The 19,853-nt window shown below is 41.2% G+C and carries 23 protein-coding genes; 7 read left to right on the top strand and 16 right to left on the bottom strand.

Features of this window, described 5'->3' with window-relative positions; translation table 11 throughout:
* Positions 1–40: 40 nt before the first annotated feature.
* The 4 genes from vsple_RS21935 to vsple_RS21920 form a co-directional block, all read right to left on the bottom strand.
* The gene (locus vsple_RS21935) at positions 41–631 is read right to left on the bottom strand and encodes a YqaA family protein (protein ID WP_261884196.1); all 591 of its coding nucleotides are present in this window, start codon (positions 629–631) and stop codon (positions 41–43) included.
* Positions 632–685: 54 nt separating this feature from the next.
* Positions 686–1,717, bottom strand: a complete 1,032-nt coding sequence (locus vsple_RS21930; protein WP_261884195.1) for an AI-2E family transporter — start codon at positions 1,715–1,717, stop codon at positions 686–688.
* 286 nt (positions 1,718–2,003) lie between these two features.
* Complete coding sequence (locus vsple_RS21925; RefSeq protein ID WP_255232990.1) at positions 2,004–2,480, bottom strand: hypothetical protein; 477 nt, start codon at positions 2,478–2,480, stop codon at positions 2,004–2,006.
* Between the two features lie 27 nt (positions 2,481–2,507).
* Positions 2,508–2,756: a hypothetical protein gene (locus vsple_RS21920; RefSeq protein WP_261884194.1), complete on the bottom strand. Its 249-nt coding sequence runs from the start codon at positions 2,754–2,756 to the stop codon at positions 2,508–2,510.
* Positions 2,757–3,060: 304 nt separating this feature from the next.
* Between vsple_RS21920 and vsple_RS21915 the strand changes: the two genes are divergently transcribed.
* Both vsple_RS21915 and vsple_RS21910 read left to right on the top strand, forming a co-directional pair.
* On the top strand, positions 3,061–3,483 hold the full coding sequence (locus tag vsple_RS21915; RefSeq protein WP_261884193.1) for a DUF2383 domain-containing protein: 423 nt from the start codon (positions 3,061–3,063) through the stop codon (positions 3,481–3,483).
* A 54-nt stretch (positions 3,484–3,537) separates the two neighbouring features.
* Entirely contained in the window at positions 3,538–3,948 is a 411-nt protein-coding gene (locus tag vsple_RS21910) for a hypothetical protein (RefSeq protein WP_261884192.1), read from the top strand.
* A gap of 85 nt (positions 3,949–4,033) precedes the next feature.
* Here the strand turns inward: vsple_RS21910 and vsple_RS21905 are convergent, their stop codons facing one another.
* The 6 genes from vsple_RS21905 to vsple_RS21880 all read right to left on the bottom strand — a co-directional run bounded on the left by vsple_RS21905 (position 4,034) and on the right by vsple_RS21880 (position 8,169).
* On the bottom strand, positions 4,034–4,951 hold the full coding sequence (locus tag vsple_RS21905; RefSeq protein ID WP_261884191.1) for a mechanosensitive ion channel family protein: 918 nt from the start codon (positions 4,949–4,951) through the stop codon (positions 4,034–4,036).
* Between the two features lie 40 nt (positions 4,952–4,991).
* Positions 4,992–6,605, bottom strand: coding sequence for a diacylglycerol kinase family protein (locus tag vsple_RS21900; protein ID WP_261884190.1), 1,614 nt, complete (start codon positions 6,603–6,605; stop codon positions 4,992–4,994).
* Positions 6,606–6,717: 112 nt separating this feature from the next.
* Positions 6,718–7,146, bottom strand: coding sequence for a hemerythrin domain-containing protein (locus vsple_RS21895; RefSeq protein WP_261884189.1), 429 nt, complete (start codon positions 7,144–7,146; stop codon positions 6,718–6,720).
* Positions 7,147–7,214: 68 nt separating this feature from the next.
* Positions 7,215–7,412: a hypothetical protein gene (locus vsple_RS21890; RefSeq protein ID WP_255232997.1), complete on the bottom strand. Its 198-nt coding sequence runs from the start codon at positions 7,410–7,412 to the stop codon at positions 7,215–7,217.
* Positions 7,413–7,420: 8 nt separating this feature from the next.
* Positions 7,421–7,591 (bottom strand): DUF1328 domain-containing protein, encoded by a 171-nt coding sequence (locus tag vsple_RS21885; RefSeq protein WP_261884188.1) that lies wholly within the window; start codon positions 7,589–7,591, stop codon positions 7,421–7,423.
* A gap of 32 nt (positions 7,592–7,623) precedes the next feature.
* Positions 7,624–8,169 (bottom strand): BON domain-containing protein, encoded by a 546-nt coding sequence (locus vsple_RS21880; RefSeq protein WP_255232999.1) that lies wholly within the window; start codon positions 8,167–8,169, stop codon positions 7,624–7,626.
* Positions 8,170–8,489: 320 nt separating this feature from the next.
* Between vsple_RS21880 and vsple_RS21875 the strand changes: the two genes are divergently transcribed.
* A complete protein-coding gene (locus vsple_RS21875; RefSeq protein ID WP_261884187.1) occupies positions 8,490–9,830 on the top strand; it encodes a sigma-54 interaction domain-containing protein in 1,341 nt (446 codons plus the stop codon).
* A 132-nt stretch (positions 9,831–9,962) separates the two neighbouring features.
* On the opposite strand, the gene vsple_RS21870 is transcribed toward vsple_RS21875, so the two are convergent.
* Positions 9,963–10,862, bottom strand: coding sequence for a LysR family transcriptional regulator (locus tag vsple_RS21870; protein WP_255233001.1), 900 nt, complete (start codon positions 10,860–10,862; stop codon positions 9,963–9,965).
* A 208-nt stretch (positions 10,863–11,070) separates the two neighbouring features.
* Between vsple_RS21870 and vsple_RS21865 the strand changes: the two genes are divergently transcribed.
* Positions 11,071–11,952 (top strand): glutathione S-transferase C-terminal domain-containing protein, encoded by an 882-nt coding sequence (locus vsple_RS21865; RefSeq protein ID WP_261884186.1) that lies wholly within the window; start codon positions 11,071–11,073, stop codon positions 11,950–11,952.
* A 135-nt stretch (positions 11,953–12,087) separates the two neighbouring features.
* Here vsple_RS21865 and vsple_RS21860 read toward each other — a convergent pair whose 3' ends face one another.
* Positions 12,088–12,525 (bottom strand): carboxymuconolactone decarboxylase family protein, encoded by a 438-nt coding sequence (locus vsple_RS21860; RefSeq protein ID WP_261884185.1) that lies wholly within the window; start codon positions 12,523–12,525, stop codon positions 12,088–12,090.
* Between the two features lie 127 nt (positions 12,526–12,652).
* Here vsple_RS21860 and vsple_RS21855 point away from each other — a divergent pair, with 127 nt between their 5' ends.
* Positions 12,653–13,567 (top strand): LysR family transcriptional regulator, encoded by a 915-nt coding sequence (locus vsple_RS21855; protein ID WP_261884358.1) that lies wholly within the window; start codon positions 12,653–12,655, stop codon positions 13,565–13,567.
* Positions 13,568–13,778: 211 nt separating this feature from the next.
* Here vsple_RS21855 and tyrS read toward each other — a convergent pair whose 3' ends face one another.
* From tyrS to vsple_RS21835, 4 genes are all read right to left on the bottom strand, one after another.
* Entirely contained in the window at positions 13,779–15,029 is a 1,251-nt protein-coding gene (gene tyrS, locus vsple_RS21850) for a tyrosine--tRNA ligase (protein ID WP_261884184.1), read from the bottom strand.
* Between the two features lie 92 nt (positions 15,030–15,121).
* Positions 15,122–15,922: a helix-turn-helix domain-containing protein gene (locus vsple_RS21845; RefSeq protein ID WP_261884183.1), complete on the bottom strand. Its 801-nt coding sequence runs from the start codon at positions 15,920–15,922 to the stop codon at positions 15,122–15,124.
* A gap of 223 nt (positions 15,923–16,145) precedes the next feature.
* The gene (locus vsple_RS21840) at positions 16,146–17,519 is read right to left on the bottom strand and encodes a sensor histidine kinase (RefSeq protein ID WP_261884182.1); all 1,374 of its coding nucleotides are present in this window, start codon (positions 17,517–17,519) and stop codon (positions 16,146–16,148) included.
* Positions 17,512–18,183 carry a response regulator transcription factor gene (locus vsple_RS21835; protein ID WP_261884181.1) on the bottom strand — a complete coding sequence of 224 codons (672 nt, stop codon included), beginning with the start codon at positions 18,181–18,183 and terminating at the stop codon, positions 17,512–17,514. Before vsple_RS21835 ends, vsple_RS21840 begins: the two co-directional genes overlap by 8 nt.
* Before the next feature lie 133 nt (positions 18,184–18,316).
* Here vsple_RS21835 and vsple_RS21830 point away from each other — a divergent pair, with 133 nt between their 5' ends.
* Complete coding sequence (locus vsple_RS21830) at positions 18,317–19,312, top strand: Bug family tripartite tricarboxylate transporter substrate binding protein (protein ID WP_261884180.1); 996 nt, start codon at positions 18,317–18,319, stop codon at positions 19,310–19,312.
* 63 nt (positions 19,313–19,375) lie between these two features.
* Positions 19,376–19,846, top strand: coding sequence for a tripartite tricarboxylate transporter TctB family protein (locus vsple_RS21825; protein ID WP_261884179.1), 471 nt, complete (start codon positions 19,376–19,378; stop codon positions 19,844–19,846).
* Positions 19,847–19,853 lie beyond the last annotated feature (7 nt).

Here is a 19,853-nt window from a genome sequence, read left to right as displayed (position 1 = left end):
AAGTAATACCAACGGTTGTATCTTATTCGAAAACGGAAAACTATCCGTTGCTTGTTGCTCTCAAATACCAAAATATCAACAGCACCAGTGTGATTAAACCGACAGCTGCAACTTTATATTTTTTAATTAACTGTTCAGCTTTATCACCGGCAACATACATGACGATGGCAATCCCGAAGTACCTGATCGAACGAGACAGACCCGTTGCGAATAGAAATAAAGATAACGAAAAAGAAGTTGCTCCCGCTGACAACATCGCTATTTGAAATGGTATTGGCGCTACACCTAAGGTCATGATAAACCAGAAACCTTCAGTATTCATTCTCTGTATAACCGTGTCGAGGCGTTGCTCTGATATCCAGTTTTCGACGAGCCAATCTCGCAGTAGTTCGAAGGTAAAGTATCCAAACGCATAACCCAATAAGGCGCCCGTCATACAACCTAAGGTTGCCATTAACGCAATCTGCCAAATCTTATCACGTCGTTTCTGCAACAGTGGAATAAGTAGTGCTTCTAGAGGAATAGGAACAATCGTAGACTCAAGAAGAGAAGCCGTGAAAATACCGCCTAAAATATTTTCAGATTCGATGAGAGCTTTGGTTTTTCGTTTCAATTTTTTAACCATGCACATTTATCCTTCAAAATGCAACGGGATCAACCCTAAAACAAACTACGCCTTTCGTTATCAACTAATCGTAATTTGAGGACGACTTACTTTGCTTAGCACAACATTGATAAGTACCAGCAACGGTCCTCCTATCAACATGCCCATCGCTCCCCATAACCAACCCCAAAACACTAACCAAACAAACAGAATCAAAGGGTTTAAACGGAACCTTTTGCCAAGTAAAGTCGGGGTCGCTAATTGACTCTCTATGAGATTGATGACCAAAAAAAGCGAAGCAACAGTCAATGAGTAGCTTAAGGATTCAAACTGCAAAAAGGACACCAAGGCAAAACAAGCCACTGAAATCATCGGCCCAAGATAAGGGATATAGTTCATCAAACCAGCAAATGCTCCCCATAAAAACGGGTCTTTGAGCCCCATCATGTAGAACACGCAACCAACGACCAATCCCAAACAAATGTTGATAATCGTGATAGAACTTATGTAGCGCGATAGATCAGTTTGGACCACTTTCACAAGCCCAACCACTTTACGTTTATCAGAAAATCGCGTGAGCAAAGATAAACATTGAGAATACATCTGTCGGCCATAACTCATCATGAAGTACGCCATAAAAAGTGCGACCATCAACTGTGTGACTATCGTTGGAGTTGTGGTGAGTACTGATTTAATAATAGAAAATGAGGTATTACTTGTAAGTCCATCATGCGTCATCGTGCTACTCAGAGTGAAATCAGTCTCTTTGACCAACTCACTATTCTCAGTAGCTTCACTGACTTCGTTAGAGACGTTCTCAATTAACATGGGTAACTTAGACCACCATTGCTGAGCAGGCTCACTTAACAGGTTTAAGCTCAACACAATGAAACTAACGAACCCTAATAAAACAGCGATAACGTTGATGATACGAGGAATGCCAAAACGCACTAATCGATTGACTAACGGGCTACATAGAAGTGAAATAAAAAAACCGAAAAAAACGGGCAACAAAAAGGGTTTTGCAACATGTAATATGAAAATGAACATTATGATAAGAGCAATGGTCATTAAACTAAGCTGTAATATCCTATCTCTTTTAACGTCCATCATATTCCTCAGATATTAAGATTTTGTTTCCGATTAGTCACACCAAATTCAGTGGTGAATAACGACATTGGAGATGAAACCCATTAATTATTGTTCAAGTGAACGAATTAATTGGCGAGCCTGTTTATAGCCATAAAAAAGCGTTCTGATATTTTTAGCTTTGCTTGTGGCAATCATACTGAGTGCTAAGATCCCTACTGAGTGGAGTGGGTACTCCTGGACATAACTTTTTCCTTTAAAATAAAGCAGATTCATGCTGAGTCCGATTTGACGAGATTTACTATCACACTCAAGCCTTTTCATTAAAATTTTCCGCTGCCGTTTTTTCATTGATCGCATGATAAAATCTCCCAAGCTGCTCTTTAGTGTATTTAAAACCCACGAATTGGGTGTAATATCGACTGCCGAGTCCCAAAAGCACAAGGATAGCGCCAAACGCTCCAATGAACGCGCCGTACCCTACCAGAAGGTTCGAAGTTAAATAGTACCCAACAACTCCAGCACCGACAGCGATGCTAATTAGAAACATCGGCAGTAGAGTCACGAAGAGGAATTTAATGACAATCAGTTTTCTACTCGCGGCAACCGTGTTATGCAACTCCAAAGAAAACAACTCAAAAATCGATAGGAACCACTGTTGAGTGTGAGACTGGAGAGCAGTTAGGTCTTGTAGAAGCCCCTTTAGTTGAACAAACGCATGATCTAGAAGCTCCGCTTCGCGGTCTTGAGGCTCATTGTGTGCGTCTTTGGAATGATTAGACTGCATAACTTTCCTCTTCGTGTTCACTAAAGCTTATTTGATTAACTTAGAAATTGCCCAGCCTGCAACAAATGCGCAGCCAACGCTCAAAAGCGGACGCTCTTTAATCATATTTTCAGCCTGCTCTGCTTTACTTTTTACAGTTTCAGAACCTGCTTCTAGCGTATCTTGAACAGTATTTTTGACATTTTCTATTGCTTCTGTAGCAACCTCTTCTGCCATCTCATAAACTTCTTCGGCTTGTTGCTTAGGATCCGTTTTTTTACTATTTGCATTTGGCATACATAATCTCCTTAACTGAGTTAATTGGAAAAAATAAAGTGATCGCAAGACAGTAATTATCACTTCTTACAATAAGCCAAGCGAACATCATGCCAACTTTAAAACATCCTGCTATATATGGTATTTTCGGGTTCAAGATAAGTTAAAGTCTCAGTGTTCATGTAATATTTTCACTTATTTTTTCTACCAATTGTATCTTTTACAAAAAAACAGGCTTCTCTATCCATAAATTAGGATTCAATGGTGGTTTTATTTGGCACGCAACATGCTTTATTCCTATTACGTGAAATCCAAATGAGGCAATATGAGTAATAAAAACATTTCATCCATTATTAGTTTGATAGAAAGTGGAAATATCATATATGAAAGAGCGATATCCAATGTGGATAACGAAGATATAAGAGAAAGTCTTTTTGATATATATGCCGTCAAGAAGTGTGTTGAGCTAAAACTAAAATCGCTCTCCAGACCTTCAAAACAGCATCAAATCATTCCAGACAGCTATACCATTAATGCTCGACGTTGCTGGATTGAAGCAGAGGAAGGCCAAGGCAGAGCTGATAACCACCTCTATCTCAAACACCTGTCAGGCATAGAAGAAAAAACCATTGATGACATCGCAATTTTATCAGATCAAGTACCAGAATTAAGACAAAAAATAACAACTATTCAGAGAGAAGTAGAAATGTGTCGTCATCATCTTCGTGGCTTACAGTCAATGGATTGAGCAGTCAATTTGTGCAGGTATGGAAAAACAGTTCGGACAAGAAGGAGTATCAATATGCGGATTGAAAATAACAATGGGTCTATAGACGCGACGCACGACCAACGGATAGATAAAATATTATTTGCTCTTAAAGGACATTATCAATCATGCCGCGATCTCGTTGAGTACAGGGCGCATCAAGCTCTCTCTAGAGCTGCAAGTCGATTTTTAAAAATCGAGCGTTCAATGATCAATGAAATTAAACTTAAAATTAGTGACTTAAATCCAGAGATAGATAGTTCAGCGCGGAAGTACCAGCCTATTGTGATTAGCAATTACGACGAGATGTATCAGAGCAACCGACAGTTAATCACGTATTTGAAAAATGCGATTGGCACATTTAACAATCCGAAATTGTCGTCATTCTTCTCTTACTGGGTTGCCGCATTGCAGGTGGAAAATGACGAAATGGCGAAGCACTTATAGCATATATCGATTTTATCCGTCGCATGCAAACTAGAGTAATAAAAAAGCGTCAAGCCTATTTGCTTGACGCTTTTTAATATTGTGATCATTTTATATTAGAGACATTATTCGACACTATACTTGATAGACTTTCTCCTCCTTTCGCCTCAAAATCCAATGTGCGAATAGGAAACGGAATCGTAATCCCAGCATCCGACAGTGATTCTTTAATCGCTACAATACTGTCATTTTGTGCTTCCATGTAACCATAGTCACCAGGGTAATCAATCCAAAACCACACTAGCAAGTTGATACTACTATCGGCAAAACTAGCAGCATGAACAGCTGTGTCATCAGGGTTACTCACGTAAGGTTTCTGATTAATAGCTTCTGTTATTACTTTGGTTGCCAAAGTTGGACTGTCCGCATAAGAGATACCTACCGGAATTTCTATTTTTCTGACACCTTTTCGGCTGTAGTTCGTCAGGATGTTGCGAAACACCATTTTATTGGGAATCATCACCTGCTGACCTGAAAATGTCTCCACAAGAGTGTTGCGCAAATTAATCTGAATGACTTGCCCCATCACACCGTTGGATTCAACAATATCTCCTATTTTGAATGGTTTGCGGATACTCATTGTGATCCCTGAAATCAGGTTTTCAGTCATATCCTGGAAAGCAAAACCAATAGCGAGCCCCAAAATCCCTGCACCAGCGAGGAGTGATGTGACCGTACCTTGCAAGCCAACGAAATCTAATGCTACAAAAAAACCAACGGTTATTATGCCCACCTTAACAATCGATGCTAATAAGTTAGTCGCTTCCTTTGAATCTACGACTCGGTCGCTCAAATTCCTAAACAATCGACCGCCTAAGTTGGCGATAAAGATAAAAGCAAACAACGTAAGGATCGCTACAATAATATTCGGAATCAACTTGATGGTTTCAACAAGCCAATGCTCCAGCTTTTGTTCAATCAAATGATTAAACTTCTCAATGTCAAAAGAGAGGTTCATCTCCATGATGATCTCCTTTATTTTTAGTTCGTTCTATGATCGCTGACTAGGGAATGCAAACGGATAAGGCATGGCTTTTAATACTTATCTCAAGTGACTCTGCAGAGAACTTTTCTCCGTCAATGACATAATTAATCTGTCGATTTGAGTCGATTTTGACTCGCTTTGCAGACTCATATTCAAAGAAGGAGGCTTGTTCTTTGAGCCCTAGGCTTGAGAGGAGTACATCAGACATCGCTAAAGCTCTTTCCCCAAGCGAATCAGTATGTTCTAAATAGGTAATATGCAATTGGCCATCATCAGGTCTTGGCTCTTTCCCCCCTTGAGCAAGCACCGTGCTGAAAGGCGATGTGTTGGCAACCACTAAACTTTGTAATTCGGCTTCTCGTGATACCTCCCCATCTATAGTGACTACAAACCACTGGCTTTCTCCTACGACAACCGCAGAAAACAGACCCGACAAGTAAGCCAGTTGGCCACTTTTATTTTTCTGTTCACGATGAGCGTAATCAATCATCTTCTCTTCAAACCCAATACCAAGAATGAGCAGTATTGGCTGATCGTTACAGTACGCTAAATCCATTTTCTTAGAGTTGCCAGATAAGATAGCCTCGCAAGCCTTTTCAACAGGCGACATTTTTGTCGCAAAACCATAAAGTACATGGCATAAAGCATTTGCTGTCCCCAATGGGATAATCCCGAGGGCTATGTCTGTCCCTACGATTTGTCTTGCCACCTCGCTGACGGTACCATCGCCGCCAGAGACTATGATATGAGAGGCATTTCTCGCTCTAGCTCGTTCGGCTAAAGATTCCGCTGACACTTCTTTACTGGTGGTCGCTATCTCTAAATTGAACTTTCGGGTTAGCTCTCTAATAACCTGCTGCTCATATGTTTTCCATTTTCCCCCACCCGCGACAGGGTTAGCAATTAGGCAGCATTTATCTTCAAGGTGGAGTAGCCCTTTATCACAGATAGCATTCAACACTTTTCTTTGTTTTTTATTTAACTGTGCAGTGCTTCGTACATCATTGATGTCTTTGAGCACCTGTTCCACCCTTAAAGATGGGTTTTTCGCTAGCAGATATGCAGCAACCACAAACACTGAGCGCCCACGTCCAAGTGCACAATGAACAACCACTGACCTCGATTGGTTTATCTGAGTGTCTATCCAATTAAGCGCATGTTTAAGCTTTCGTAGTTTAGGGACTTGATGATCGAGAACAGGGGTATTGAGATAGTGGAACTCATCGCTGGTCATAGCACTCTCTAACCCAGAGAACTCCGCTGTTACATCAACAATACACGTTATATTTTGCGATTGCAGAAATGCCAAGTCGGATGGGAGTAAACGTCGTGAGACATATAACCCCTCTCCTACTTTCTGAATAGGCTCAACTTTATCTCTTTTTATAGCCCAGATATTGTATAAACGAACACCCAGAAAAAAAGGAATAAACGCCCATCTGATCCACCATGCTATTTTTCCATCACTATTTTTTCTGAATATGGATGGCATCTTGAAGATATAGGCCACGCTAACGATAGACACCGATAACCCTGACCAGACGAACAGTAAGCTAAATAATACATTGGGGACAACCAGTGCCACGGAAAAACAAGCGATAGCAATGAGAATATAGTACTTAACAATAAACATAGTGAGGCCTTAATTTCTTTGTTTCTTCGTGTAAAAAAAAGGGTCCATAAATGAACCCAGGTTGTTAAACCAAAACCTACGCTTCACTGTTAAGCTTAGGTTACACTTCGAATCAAGCCATTTCTTGCTCATACTTTCTAGCTAACGTTTCTTTTTGTTTGGAGTCTAAAACTCGGCCAGCTGTTTGAAAGAAACGCTGCTCTTCTTCTTCTAAGTGATGCTCCACCTTGTGCTTTAGTGTTTTCATCAATGTGAGCCAGGCTGGTGAAGACATTTCGGTGTCATCCAATTGAGCAAGCACCTTATCGATACCGTGGTGTTCAGCAATACCGTGCCTAGTCATATCAACAGACTTATCACTCTCTATCAAAGGAGAATAGAAATGTCTCTCTTCCGCCACCGCATGTTTAGTTAATTCCTCTTTAAGACTGGAATAAAATTCTTGCCTAGCTTGAGAATCGCCTGATGTTTTGAGTATTGCATCCATCAAAAGTCGTTGCTTCTCATGGCTATCTTTCAACACATCAAATATGTTTTTCATATTTAGCTCCTGATTCATTTCTTTTGTATGAGATTCGGATGATTTAATTCATAAGTTAATGCGTGTTATTAGCAGTCCTGATCTTTGGCATCCATTTGCTCTTTCACATTCTCACAACTGTCCTCGATCTTATTTTGAACATCCTCTATCGTCTCATCTGCTCGTTCACCCGCTTTTTCAAGGGGACCATCGTCACTACATGCGGCAAGCGTAAAAGCGAGACCTGAAACCATTAGGAAACGGAAAATAACTGTACTTATATTCATAAAAACTCCTAACTCTTATTTTTGTTAATTAAACTCATCACCACTGACACAAGCAACGAGATGACAAATATATAAAACATAACTTTAGCTACTGTGGCCGCAGCGCCTGCTATACCACCAAATCCAAATAAAGCTGCAATGATGGCAAGAACGAAAAATATTAACGCCCAATGAAGCATAATAATCTCTCTTCGGTTTATTCGGGAATTTGTTATTGAATTACTTCAAGTTTATCAATGACTTTATCAACATCAGAAGTGTTACGAGCAATAGATAATGCGAGGTCATGCTCAGTATCCGATGCCACCGACCCCTTCAACACAACGGTATTTCCATTAGTTTCTACTTCGATATCAGAACCACTGACTTCCGTATTCATTAGCAGTCGAGTCTTAACAATGGCCGTTATCTTAGTATCCATTAAAACCTGAGTTGACTCTTTGTTCTCTTTTTCATTGTCGATGACCGTCAGTTCATTTTTGACCGATTTAACACGATCAAGACTTAATACTAATTCCTCGGCAAGGGATTTTTCTGTCTCATTTTCTACCGACCCTGTTAAAGTGACAACTTGGTCTTTAACATAAGTATTAATATCAAAAGAGTTCAGATTAGAATTCAGTAATAAAGTTGTTTCCGCTTTGCCATCAATCCAAGCATCTAACGTCTCTTCTTTCCACATACTATCTGCAATAGCCACAGAAGAAGAAGTAGCAATAACCGTTGTTAGTAGAATTTTACTTGCAATGTTTTTCATTATTTTTCTCCTTTTTTAACTGACACCACTAACAGAGCAAGCTGCATGCCAAAAAGATAAGCAATTGAATTAAAAGACTTTTAATTTAAAATAAAAACCTTGAATAATATTATTTACGATGCTGGATGAACATTTTACAAGGAGTGTTTGTAAAAAGTATAAATACTCGAACCTTGATATTCAGCAATGCGAAATTAATAAATTCAAAAACATAAAAAACTCACCCTATACGTTGTAACTATCAGGAAAGAAACATACATTCTCATTGCCTATACCTCGTGTTATCATCACTCTCACTACTGTTTAAAGAGAGTTAAATCATGACATTACCAACACTGTTCGTAGAATTGAAAGATCAGAAACTACTGTCTCAAATAAACTCTCTGGAGGAGTTGTCACGATTTGATACGATAAGCAATAAGGACAACGAGCACTGGATAGATAGCCTACAACGACTTCAACCTAATGCCGCTATTGTTGAAGTATCTCAATTTACCAATGATGATTTCGTCGCCCTATCAAGTGCAACAGGCCTAGAAGAATTAGATTTAATCATCATCGGTTCCGGTGCACCCAATAAGAATTTAGACATGATGATGAAAAGCGGTGCTATTTTTCACTACAGAAAGCCGGTCGATATTCAAACGTTAGCGGATACTCTAGCGGACTTCAGTCAATACTTTTTGGAAAGACAAGAAGAGGGAAAAAAAATATCCACAAGCGATTTAGACCAGTTTGGGATGTTAGTGGGTTCCTCGAGGCCTATGCATAACTTGTATCGCACACTCAGACGCGTAGCGAAAACAGAAGCCAACGTATTGATTGTTGGTGAGAGTGGCGCCGGCAAAGAACTAGTCGCGCAGACTATTCACCTTGCCAGTGATAGAAAAGAGCAGCCTTTTATTGCTATAAACTGTGGCGCCATCAGTCCAGAATTAGTGGATAGTGAGCTCTTTGGTCATGAAAAGGGGGCGTTTACAGGTGCTAACCGAACACACCAAGGTGTTTTTAAGCAAGCTGAGGGAGGGACGTTGTTTCTTGATGAAGTCACAGAAATGCCCCTTGAGCATCAAGTAAAACTGTTGCGAGTGCTTGAAACTGGTGAGTATCGCCCGGTCGGCAGTAATACACTTCATGTTGCCAACACACGTATTATCGCGGCGACCAACCGTGATCCCCAAGTGGCTATTGAAGAGCAATTTCTACGAGAAGACCTCTATTTTAGGTTAGCTCACTTCCCTATTAATATTCCCCCCCTCAGAGAGCGAGGCTGTGATATTGTCGGCCTTGCTAAGCACTTCATCGCGCACCGGAATGCGAACGAAGTTGCCCCAAAAGCTATTTTGCCCTCCGCCCTCGAAAAAATCGCAGCGCATACATGGCCAGGCAATGTTAGGGAATTAAAACACTGCATCGAACGAGCGTTCATCTTGGCAGACGATACAATTAAAGACGAGCACCTCATTTTTGATACGCCCCCATTAGAAACAGGGTCAACTCTAGAAGATAGGGTACCGGCAGGTGTGGCATTGGAAGAGATAGAAAAAGCCGCCATTATGAACACGCTTGAAGAAAATGAAGGCAACAAAAAAGAAACAGCTGAGGATTTAGGGATAAGTATAAAAACCCTCTATAACAAACTGGATAAATATCAAAACTAGTAAAGCTAGTTAAACCACTTTTGGTGATGAGTAGGACCAAGCATAGCCCAATCTGTAGGGAAACCTGGCCACCTTGTTATAAAGGTGGCTTTTTCATCTTCAACTAAGCAACCGAAGCCGAGAAGACGGTGGTTAATGCTGCTTACTCTCGAAGTGTCTAACGACATAATCGATAAAAGTTCTGACTTTTTGAGATTGCTCCCTATGGAAAGGATAAACGACATACAGTGAATGCTTATCAACTTGCCACATCGGTAAAACTTCAACTAATTCCCCTGACTCTAACTCACTTTTAACGAATAAATCAGGAAGCAAGCAGATACCGTGGCCTGAACACGCTGTTTGTTTGAGTGCCAACCCACTGTTTACCACATAAGCGCTTGATGTGAGCTCAATCTCTTTGACTTCATCCGCATTTCTAAATCGCCAACGCCTAGCTGACGAAGAAAAACTGTATATGAGGCACTTGTGATGATCGAGGTCTTCTGGCTTAAGAATCTCTCTGGATTTTGAAAGGTACTCAGGAGAAGCGCAAAGCACTCGTCTCATATCGATTAATTTTCGGGATCTTAGACTAGAATTGCTTAACTCCCCCCCACCCCGAATCGCAATATCAATGCCTGAGTCGATGAGATCGATATACTGGTCACTCATAACCACTTCAATAGACAAATCAGGATATTGGTGCATGAAATCACAAACAATGGGGTTAATTTCTAAAATGCCTAACGACATAGGAACGCTGATTTTCAGCGTTCCTTTTAACGTATGAGACGACTCAATGACTGACAAATCTGCATGTTTCAAATCATCTAATATGTTGCAAACCTGATTGTAGTAAAGTTGACCATTCTCCGTTATGTGCATGTTTCGTGTCGTTCGGTTTATCAGAGGGCTTTTAAGATAGTCTTCCAACTCATTGATATTCTTACTAACTGCTGCTTTTGACAAGCATAAATCTTCAGCTGCTGCTTTGAAGCTTCCCAGCTCTACAACTCTTCTGAAAACGGTTAGCGCCCTTATTTTATCCACTTCATCCTCACTTAAAACCTTTATTGTTCACCTAAAGTAAACTGTTTGGTCACTAATATATAGTTTATTCACTATTTTTGGTCAATTAGTATTTGATGGTGAGTTTGACGTAGCGATTAAAGCTGAGCTGGAAACGCTGATGTCTTCTTTTAAAAACGCACAGGTTACATAAGTTTAGGTAATTCAATGAATTAAGGTGGATTTTATTATGGCTGTATTAGAAAAAGGGATTTGGTATCCAAATAAAGAAGTAAACGAACTCTCTAGTGAAGACAGCTTTGACCTGCCAGAAGTCGCAGAGCAAAAGCGTTATCACTTATACATGTCATTTGCGTGCCCTTTTGCTCATCGTCCTTATTTGGTTATCAATTACCTAGGACTGAATGATGCGATCTCCGTTTCATCTGTCGCCGCAAAGCGATATGCCGAAGAGTGGTTGTTTGACAATGCTCATTCCGACCCTTTATTTGATTCTAAGAACTTGGTTGAGCTGTACCAACGAGCAAATCCACATTACACCGGCAGGGTGACAGTCCCAGTATTGTGGGACAAACAAGAACATATCATAGTAGGAAATGACTCTGCTGCAATAGCGATGGATCTTGCCACTAAGTGGCTACCTTTAGCTAAGAACAAAGTTCAGTTAGTTCCAAACACCCTGCGAGAAGAAATAGAAATGCTCAACGAGTGGTTACACCTTAACGTGAATCGGAAGGTCTACCACGTTGGTTTTGCCAAAGGGCAGTCAGAGTATGACCTCGCCAGCGATACCTTGTTTGATGCTATGGAGCAGTTGGACAGAAAACTAAGTCAAGCTCGTTATCTGCATGGTTCGAGCATCACGCTATCGGATCTATTTCTGTTACCGACACTGGTGAGATTTGAAGCCGTTTATGAAGTTCACTTCAAAGCCAATAAAAAGCCACTAAAAGCCTTCGAGAATCTTTACCGCTATATGCTGGATTTACTCAGTCACGAAAGTATCAGAAAAACGATCGATATCGATTACATGAAACTGCATTACTATTTCTCACACACGCACATTAATCCACATAGAATTGTTCCTGCTGGCCCTACTATAACTTGGTAAGTTAGCAACGCTCAATTTGGCGGCATGTAAGGCAAGTGAACAACTACTACAAAGTTTAAAGACAGCCTATTAAAAAGGTATCGCCTCAAACAGAGTGCGTACCTTTTTAAGTCATCGTTGGTGATCCTTTAAATACTACGCATAGGTCATCTTAGTTGCGAGAGCGAATCGGTTCCAAGCATTAATCATAATGACTTGCATCATCGACTCTGCAAGCAACTCTTCTCCAAGCAAATCTAAACACTGCTGATAAGTCGTTTCCGAAACCCCGGCATTGAAAATCATTGTCATTTCGTCGGTGAGCGCTAGTAACGCTCGCTCCGTGCTATTGAATAGTGGCGACTCTTGCCATGCTGAGATAGCAAACAGCTTGTGCTGTGAAACACCAGCTTGTAATGCTTCAGTTGTATGCATTTGAATACAATAAGCACATTTGTTGATTATTGATGCTCTAATTTTAATTAATTTCTTAAGTTCATTAGATAGCGCTCCATTCGATAAATGCCCCTCTATAGATAACATTGCATTCAAAGATTTAGACTGAACTTGACCGAGATCGATACGTTTTGACATTTTAACACCTCTATTTGGTTAGAAAATATCGCTACCAATGCGATAGCGTTATTGTCCACAATTCGAAAAAGAAGCAGAATAGGTATATTGTGTGAATCAGTTGTGCGTAAAACGCAAAGGTGAATATGTGTTCGAGCTGATAAAAATATTTGACCAAGTGGTGGCGTCAGGCAGTTTCTCTCAAGCAGGTAGAGCTCTAAATATGGCTCCTTCTTCTGTAGCTAGGAATATAGATAATCTTGAAAACAAAGTTAAAGCTTCACTATTTAAGCGCAGTACACGACAGCTCATACTCACTGAGGAAGGACAATATTTTTACGAGCAATCTGCCAAAATCTTACGAGATAGCGATCGATTATTGGAAGAAATGCAGGGAATTCAAGGCGAACCAGAAGGCGTGCTGCGAATTTCAGTTTTCGAAAGCTTCGGCAATTTGTGTCTTACTCCACTGATCCCTGAGTTTCTAGAACGATATCCTAAAATACAAGTTGAGTTAGAACTGGATAACAACGTAGTCGATTTAAATAGTGAAAATATTGATGTGGCGATCCGAATTGGTACACCGCAAGACAGCCGACTCAAAGCTCGCCACCTGCTTACCAATAACGCGTCACTCGTTGCAGCTCCGCCTTACATTGAAAAGTATGGAAGTATCGCTCATCCCGAAGACTTACAGCACCACAACTGTTTGTTGATTCACAATGAACGGCAAAAAAACTATTGGTACTTCAAAAAGAATACTTCGAGCAAAAAAGTGTTAGTGACGGGCAACTTGATATCAAAAGGTGGCTCTCCTCTTTTAAACGCTGCACTTAGCGGGGTTGGCGTGCTTTTGCTATCAGACTGGATGCTAAAGCCTTACTTAGAAAATGGGCAGCTGAAGGTGTTGCTCCCTGATTGGAAATCAATGCTCAATGAACAAGGAAGCGGTGAAATCTTCGCAATATATAAAAGTACTCACTACCCAAGGCCTCATATCCGTTTGTTTATTGATTTTTTAGTCGAAAAACTGGAGCCTTTAAAACGTATTCATCAGCCTTAGTTTCGCTTGAGTGATTGGGTTACGAGGGTTTTGTTCGATTTATTGTCTCCTACCCCATACCGTCGGACACTTCTTAGCTAAAAAGTGTCCTCGAATGTTTCAGATCACTCTTATCAAATCTTGGCGTGACAGTGCAACTCTAATCAATGTCAAGTTAACAGCGACGAGTTCTCTATTTCCAAGCAGTCACCGTAACTCACCCCTTTCTCAGTCAGTTACGTTTGACTAAACCAAAGTGCTTTTTACCACGTTTAATCAACCAATATTGATCAAACAGTGGAAAACCTAATTGTACGTTATCTGGTTTTATTTTTTCTCCATTCACGCTAACAGCATTGTCTTCAATCAGCTCTCTAGCGATGCGTTTTGATTTTGCTAATCCTAATTCAACCAACAGCTCAACAACGTTTTGCTGAGTGCTTTCGATGCTTGGAATGCCATCTAGCTCTAATTGTTTGACCTCACTATAGCTCAACTTCTCAACGCAATTTGTGAATAATGCATGTGTAATACGCTCTGCGCTGATCAGACCTGACTCACCATGAACAAAACGAGTCATATTCTGCGCCAGAATCTTTTGTGCCTTGGGTTTACCGAAACTTGACCTATCTTGCAACTCTATCTGTTCGATCTCTTCACAGGTTAAAAATGTGTAGTATCGAAGAAGGTTGTAAACATCGGTATCCTCAGTAGATAACCAGAACTGATAAAACATATACGGTGATGTTTTTTCAGGGTCAAGCCAAATGGCCCCGCCTTCTGTTTTACCAAATTTAGTACCGTCAGATTTCGTTATCAAAGGTAGGGTCAAACCAAACACTTGTTCTCCATTCTGACGACGTGTTAGATCAATACCACTGACAATATTTCCCCATTGGTCATTACCTCCAATTTGCAAACGGCAACCTAAGTTTTTGTTAAGCAAAGCAAAATCATAAGACTGGAGTAAACTGTAACTAAATTCTGTAAATGAAATACCGTGCTCAGGCCTTTGCAATCTTTGTTTTACCGACTCACGACTAATCATATTATTGACCGAGAAATGCTTACCGACGTCACGGAAAAAATCAATAATATTGATGTCTTTCATCCAATCTGCGTTGTTGACGATAGTCATAGGCTGGCCTAAATGAGGGGTAAGCAACTTCTCGATTTGAGTTGTTAAACCTTTGACCCAGTTGGCTACCACGTCTTCAGTATTCAAATTGCGCTCGATTGCTTTAAAACTTGGATCGCCAATCATACCGGTCGCACCACCAATAAGCGCTAGCGCTTGATGTCCGGCATCTTGGAACCGTTTAAGCATAATTAAAGGGACTAAATGTCCGATATGAAGGCTGCTCGCGGTAGGATCGAAACCGCAATAAACCGTTTGTGGTTGGCTAAGCAGCTGCTGTATTTGCTCTAAATCGCTCGCTTGAGCAATTAAGCCGCGCGCCTGTAATTCCTGGATGAATGTCATCTAAAACGTCTTCTCTGTAATCAAACATGTGATATCCAGATTACGAATAGAACCTTATGCGCGATATATCCCTAAAGGGACAATAGATGCATTTAGTAGGTAATGATATGGTTTAGAAAGACTTGAAAAAGTTCACTCAGTGATGACACTCTTAGGTGAGCATAGATACGCTTTCTGTGATTTTTTACCGTTCCTTCTGTGATGCCCAACTGTTTTGCTATTTCTTTAGAATCAAGTCCTTGCAATATTAAGCGAGTGATTTGCTTTTCTCTAGTTGAAAGCAGATTTTTTCCAAAAGAGTGCAAGCCAACCTCTATGAACTCTCGCTTTTTTTCTGAATAAGACTCAGGAGAAAAGACTGGCTCTGCAAGAAGGAACTCCGTTTGCTTCCAATGCTGTTGGCATAACGATTGAATGACTGAGAAGTACGATTTCAACGTTTTTATATCTGATAATGAGAATGAAGTTTCGTTTTGGGTACAGCCCAAATAAATGACGACCCAACGAGTTTCCTCAACGTTAACAACAATACTTAACTCATCTTTCCAGCCAGTTTGCAGATAAAATTGATGACAGTATGCTTGATAATCCATACCCCGTTTGGCTACGTCTTTTAATGAAAAAACGCCTTGCTGCTTATCCGTAGTTATCATTTTGTAGAATGGGTCATCTTGAAATGCAGAACTGAGGTAACGATCAAAAAGCAACTCTCGATTGTCTTCAATAGAGTCATAAAGATAAATGGGATGCTTGTTTGTACGCAGGCCGAGAATGACTGCACTGTCATAGTTCACGATAACAGCGATGAAAGCCATGAGATTAGATGTAAAGCTCGGTGATTTCAGAGACGAAATAGAGTCAGCGAGGAGATCATTAAACTGCGAATTAAGCATAATGTTAGAGGAGCATAATAAAGACTTAAAGCATAACGCAATTACTTAGATTGCTCAAAGAAGAGAACAAGAGTGCGCAGCTATTATTTTCTGAGTTTGAGAAAGTAATCTAGGTGCATTATTCTCATAATCAACATAAAAAAGTCAGCGATCGCTCGCTGACTAGTCATATGACACGGTTTAACTCAAAGCGACTTAAAGAGTTCGAGTAAAAAGCCTTTTACTACTCTTTAGTCGTTGCTTTGAAGTCCGATAATGTCACACGTAAACCTGAAGGTTGTACATTGGCGATTTCGAGTTTGGCACCATGAATCTCTGCTACTTGCTTAACAATGGCAAGCCCTAACCCAAACCCTTGCTTGGAACGATCGAGCCTCACTCTCCTTTCAAGCATAGTGTCCAGAGCTTGCTGTGTTGCACCAGCACCTTGATCGATGATTGACAGAGATAAGCGCCCACCATATTTGACAAGGTTAACGACAATCTCACCCTCCTCAGACTCAGGCTTTCCATACTTTAGAGCATTCTCGACCAAGTTAAGCAGTGCACTTTCAATCAAGGTTTCATCAATTTGAGTAAAGGCAGTTTCTGAATCGTCTAAGTCGGTTTCAAAAGCAATAGATTGACCTTGGCTGAACACCATAGGGGCATATTTTTGACAAAAATATCGGCAGAACTCAACCAGATCGACGTTCGACCAATAGTCACTCGTGACGGAACTACTTTGCGCTTTGACATAATGCAGCATCTGCTCGGTCAAACGACTCATTAATGCAATGTTACGCTCCAAGCCCTCGAGCTTACTTTCTTCTGGATGACGTCGGTACATATCGAGTTGCATCTTCATTTCGGCGAGCGGTGTACGCAACTGATGAGAGAGATCAGAGTTGAAGTTGTGACTGATTTCAATGCTTTGCTCAAGCTTTGCCATCAAGCTATTGAGTGACTGCACCAGCGCCTCAACCTCTGGTGGGACTCGAGTATCAATAGGTTCTAAGTTGAACTCAGAGCGAAGGCGAATCTCTTTCTGAAGCTCGCGAAGTGGCTTGAGTCCTTTGCGAACGATAAAGGCAACTAACACCAGAGTTCCAACACACACCGATATAGCGACGAATGAAATTTGTCGCCTTAGGCCAGAGATGGTGGCGTTGCGCCCTTGCTTTGATTCAGCAACAACGATAAGTGCATCACCTAATGAGGTGCGCGAGGTGTACTGAACTGCGCGCAGATCGGTGCCCGCGTAGACAGTATCGTACATGGTGACAGGGTTACCTTTTTCATCAGCCAAAGACAACCCTTCGAAACCAGCCAACATATCACCGTTAGGTGCCACGATACGATAGAAAATTTTTTCACTTCTAACATCACTGAGCGTATCGATAGAGAAATAGTCCATATCGATTTTCAACTTATTACCTTTAACGTACAGTTTGTCGTCAATGGTCTTGGTTACCGCTACTAACATGTTGTCGTATAAGCGTTCGGACTTATCTTTCAGTACCCAAGTGCTGATAAAAAAGATGAGGACAGTAAGTAAGATAAGCGCACTAGCGATTGCGAGGTAGAGCCTTTGAGAAAGTGAATGAAGATTAATCACTGGACGGCTTTCCCAACATATAACCTAAGCCTCTAACTGTACGTATGTTTAGGTCAGGAGAGAACTTTTTCCGCAGTCTTGATACGTAGGTCTCGATGGCCGTTTCGCTGAGTTCTTCATCAAAGGAGGAAATATGCTGAACGATCTGTGGCTTGCTCACAACGCGTTCGACATTTCCCAACAGACACTCCAGCACTGATATCTCACGCCGATGCAGGACCACATCTTGACCGTAGAAAGTTACTTTTTTATTGGGAACGTCGAAAGAAAGTTGACCGTGTTCAATCAGATTACTTGCTCGCGACGAAGCTCTTCTGAGCAGAGCATGAACCCTAGCAACTACTTCTTCCGGCTCGAATGGCTTACATAAATAATCATCGGCTCCTTCATTAAGGCCCAAAATACGTTCATTCAAAGAGGCACGCGCCGAAATAATCAGGACAGGCAGGTCGCTTTTTTTCTGTCGGATAGTGCGAAGAATCCGCAGTCCGTCACAGTCTGGCAGCCCAAGATCCAACAAAAGTAGATCAAATTGTTGAGTGTGGATGACGTGAGAAGCTTGTTCGCCAGAATGCAATACATCAACAGCAAAGCCTTGCTCTAAAAGAATTTTTTGTAAACCTTCAGCGATAACAACGCTGTCTTCGACGATTAATATTCGCATGACCTACTTCAAACTTCTGATTTAAAAGTACGTATCTGTCATCTATGCAAGGTTGGTGACAGGATGTGTGGTTAGGGTTGCAGATGTAAACAAAAGGTTAACACCAATAAAACTATTACTAAGGAAGGGTAAAATGATTTCGCTTAACAAGGCAATCTTAAAACTTTCAGCTGTGACTGGGCTAACACTCTCTATCTTGCTTTCTCACACTGCGCTGGCTGATGACTATCCGAAAAAACCGGTTAACTTTGTCGTCGGCTTTGGTGTTGGAGGCAGTGCAGACCGAATGACACGAGCGATGTCGAGCTTTGTCGCGGAAGAGTTAGGGCAACCAGTTAAGGTAATCAATAAAAAAGGTGCCGGTACGCAGATTGCTGCTAACTATGTCCTCAACCGTCCCGATGACGGTTATACGGTATTCTCATCAACCTTTGCTCCCTATCTCCCAAATACTATTTTGAAAGGTAATGCGAGCTATACCATTAATGATTTTTCGTATATGAACTTCCAATGGTTCGACTTTGAACTGATTGCGGTAAACAAAGACACACCTTATCAAGACTTATCCAGCTTGCTAGCTGCGATCAAAGAGAAGCCAAAATCTGTCAAAGCGGCGGTCGTACAAGGCTCTGGCGGTCACTTGATGGCGAAGCTACTGCTTGAAAAAAATGGTATTCCACAAGAAAACTTGAATCTAGTAACCTTCAACAGTGGCGGTAAAGCGCGCTCTGCGGTTGCGGGTGGTCAGGTCGACTTTATTGTTATTAGTGCACAAGGAAGCGAAGGCATTCGTGAATTCCTTCGCCCAATCGCGGTGGTTCGCGATAAGCCAAGTGAACGCTGGGATGCACCGGCAATCAATGACGCTTTGAAGACGCTCGGAACAGAGGTCCCTGTATTGACTGGTTCAATGCGTGGTTTCGCTGTGACTAATGAGTTTAAAAACAAATACCCAGAGCGCTACCAGAAACTAGCCCAAGCATTTGAAAGTACTTTGGCTCGTCAAGATGTCCAGAAATTTTTGAAATCGAGCGACATTGGCGGCGTATGGGTTGGCCCTGAGCGTGCAACTGAAATGATGGTCGAAAACTACGAAACATTTAAAACTTATAAATATCTCCTTGATTAATCGATCACAACTCACCTTTGTTGGCTAGTTTCCTCTAGCCAACACTTTCTCTCTGGAGGCTCTATGAGATTGTTAAGTCAACGCTCTGCGGACTTCGCTGTAGTCATCGTTTTGGCTCTGTTTGTCAGCTGGTATACGTGGGACGCTTTTAACGTGTCGTCTGCGGTAGAAAACTTGATCCTAATTGTTCCAATAGCATCGATTGCTTTAGTGCTGTGTATTCTCGAATTTGCAAGGCAGAGCGTGGATAAACCGAGTGGCACTCAACAAGCAGACACGGCAAAAAGTGGTGATGATTTGAAGTCAGTATTGCCCATTATCGGACTGTTTAGTGCGTATGTTTTGTCATTGGAAACGATCGGCTTCGACATCGCGACGACACTGTTTGTTGGCTCGTTTTTGTGGTCCCAAAAAGAGCGACGTTTGGTGTGGGTTGTAGGCTATAGCGTGGCATTTGGTTTGCTGATGTCGACTTTCTTCGCTCAAATGCTGCCTTACCCGATGCCAATGACCTTGCTACCCACCGACTACTAGGAACATT

It is taken from the genome of Vibrio pelagius (assembly GCF_024347575.1).
Taxonomy (GTDB): domain Bacteria; phylum Pseudomonadota; class Gammaproteobacteria; order Enterobacterales; family Vibrionaceae; genus Vibrio; species Vibrio pelagius.
This window is presented reverse-complemented; position numbering and strand designations above follow the sequence as displayed.

What these genes read in the sequence shown, in the direction of transcription:
- vsple_RS21860 (WP_261884185.1), bottom strand. Translation starts at nt 12,525, where the DNA reads ATGTCAAAACGTATCGATCTCGGTCAAGTTCAGTCTAAATCTTTGAAT.
- vsple_RS21845 (WP_261884183.1), bottom strand. Translation starts at nt 15,922, where the DNA reads ATGCTTAATTCGCAGTTTAATGATCTCCTCGCTGACTCTATTTCGTCT.
- vsple_RS21930 (WP_261884195.1), bottom strand. Translation starts at nt 1,717, where the DNA reads ATGATGGACGTTAAAAGAGATAGGATATTACAGCTTAGTTTAATGACC.
- vsple_RS21905 (WP_261884191.1), bottom strand. Translation starts at nt 4,951, where the DNA reads ATGGAGATGAACCTCTCTTTTGACATTGAGAAGTTTAATCATTTGATT.
- vsple_RS21920 (WP_261884194.1), bottom strand. Translation starts at nt 2,756, where the DNA reads ATGCCAAATGCAAATAGTAAAAAAACGGATCCTAAGCAACAAGCCGAA.
- vsple_RS21900 (WP_261884190.1), bottom strand. Translation starts at nt 6,605, where the DNA reads ATGTTTATTGTTAAGTACTATATTCTCATTGCTATCGCTTGTTTTTCC.
- vsple_RS21875 (WP_261884187.1), top strand. Translation starts at nt 8,490, where the DNA reads ATGACATTACCAACACTGTTCGTAGAATTGAAAGATCAGAAACTACTG.
- vsple_RS21835 (WP_261884181.1), bottom strand. Translation starts at nt 18,183, where the DNA reads ATGCGAATATTAATCGTCGAAGACAGCGTTGTTATCGCTGAAGGTTTA.
- vsple_RS21915 (WP_261884193.1), top strand. Translation starts at nt 3,061, where the DNA reads ATGAGTAATAAAAACATTTCATCCATTATTAGTTTGATAGAAAGTGGA.
- vsple_RS21910 (WP_261884192.1), top strand. Translation starts at nt 3,538, where the DNA reads ATGCGGATTGAAAATAACAATGGGTCTATAGACGCGACGCACGACCAA.
- vsple_RS21880 (WP_255232999.1), bottom strand. Translation starts at nt 8,169, where the DNA reads ATGAAAAACATTGCAAGTAAAATTCTACTAACAACGGTTATTGCTACT.
- vsple_RS21890 (WP_255232997.1), bottom strand. Translation starts at nt 7,412, where the DNA reads ATGAATATAAGTACAGTTATTTTCCGTTTCCTAATGGTTTCAGGTCTC.
- vsple_RS21865 (WP_261884186.1), top strand. Translation starts at nt 11,071, where the DNA reads ATGGCTGTATTAGAAAAAGGGATTTGGTATCCAAATAAAGAAGTAAAC.
- vsple_RS21885 (WP_261884188.1), bottom strand. Translation starts at nt 7,591, where the DNA reads ATGCTTCATTGGGCGTTAATATTTTTCGTTCTTGCCATCATTGCAGCT.
- vsple_RS21925 (WP_255232990.1), bottom strand. Translation starts at nt 2,480, where the DNA reads ATGCAGTCTAATCATTCCAAAGACGCACACAATGAGCCTCAAGACCGC.
- vsple_RS21935 (WP_261884196.1), bottom strand. Translation starts at nt 631, where the DNA reads ATGTGCATGGTTAAAAAATTGAAACGAAAAACCAAAGCTCTCATCGAA.
- tyrS (WP_261884184.1), bottom strand. Translation starts at nt 15,029, where the DNA reads ATGACATTCATCCAGGAATTACAGGCGCGCGGCTTAATTGCTCAAGCG.
- vsple_RS21825 (WP_261884179.1), top strand. Translation starts at nt 19,376, where the DNA reads ATGAGATTGTTAAGTCAACGCTCTGCGGACTTCGCTGTAGTCATCGTT.
- vsple_RS21895 (WP_261884189.1), bottom strand. Translation starts at nt 7,146, where the DNA reads ATGAAAAACATATTTGATGTGTTGAAAGATAGCCATGAGAAGCAACGA.
- vsple_RS21830 (WP_261884180.1), top strand. Translation starts at nt 18,317, where the DNA reads ATGATTTCGCTTAACAAGGCAATCTTAAAACTTTCAGCTGTGACTGGG.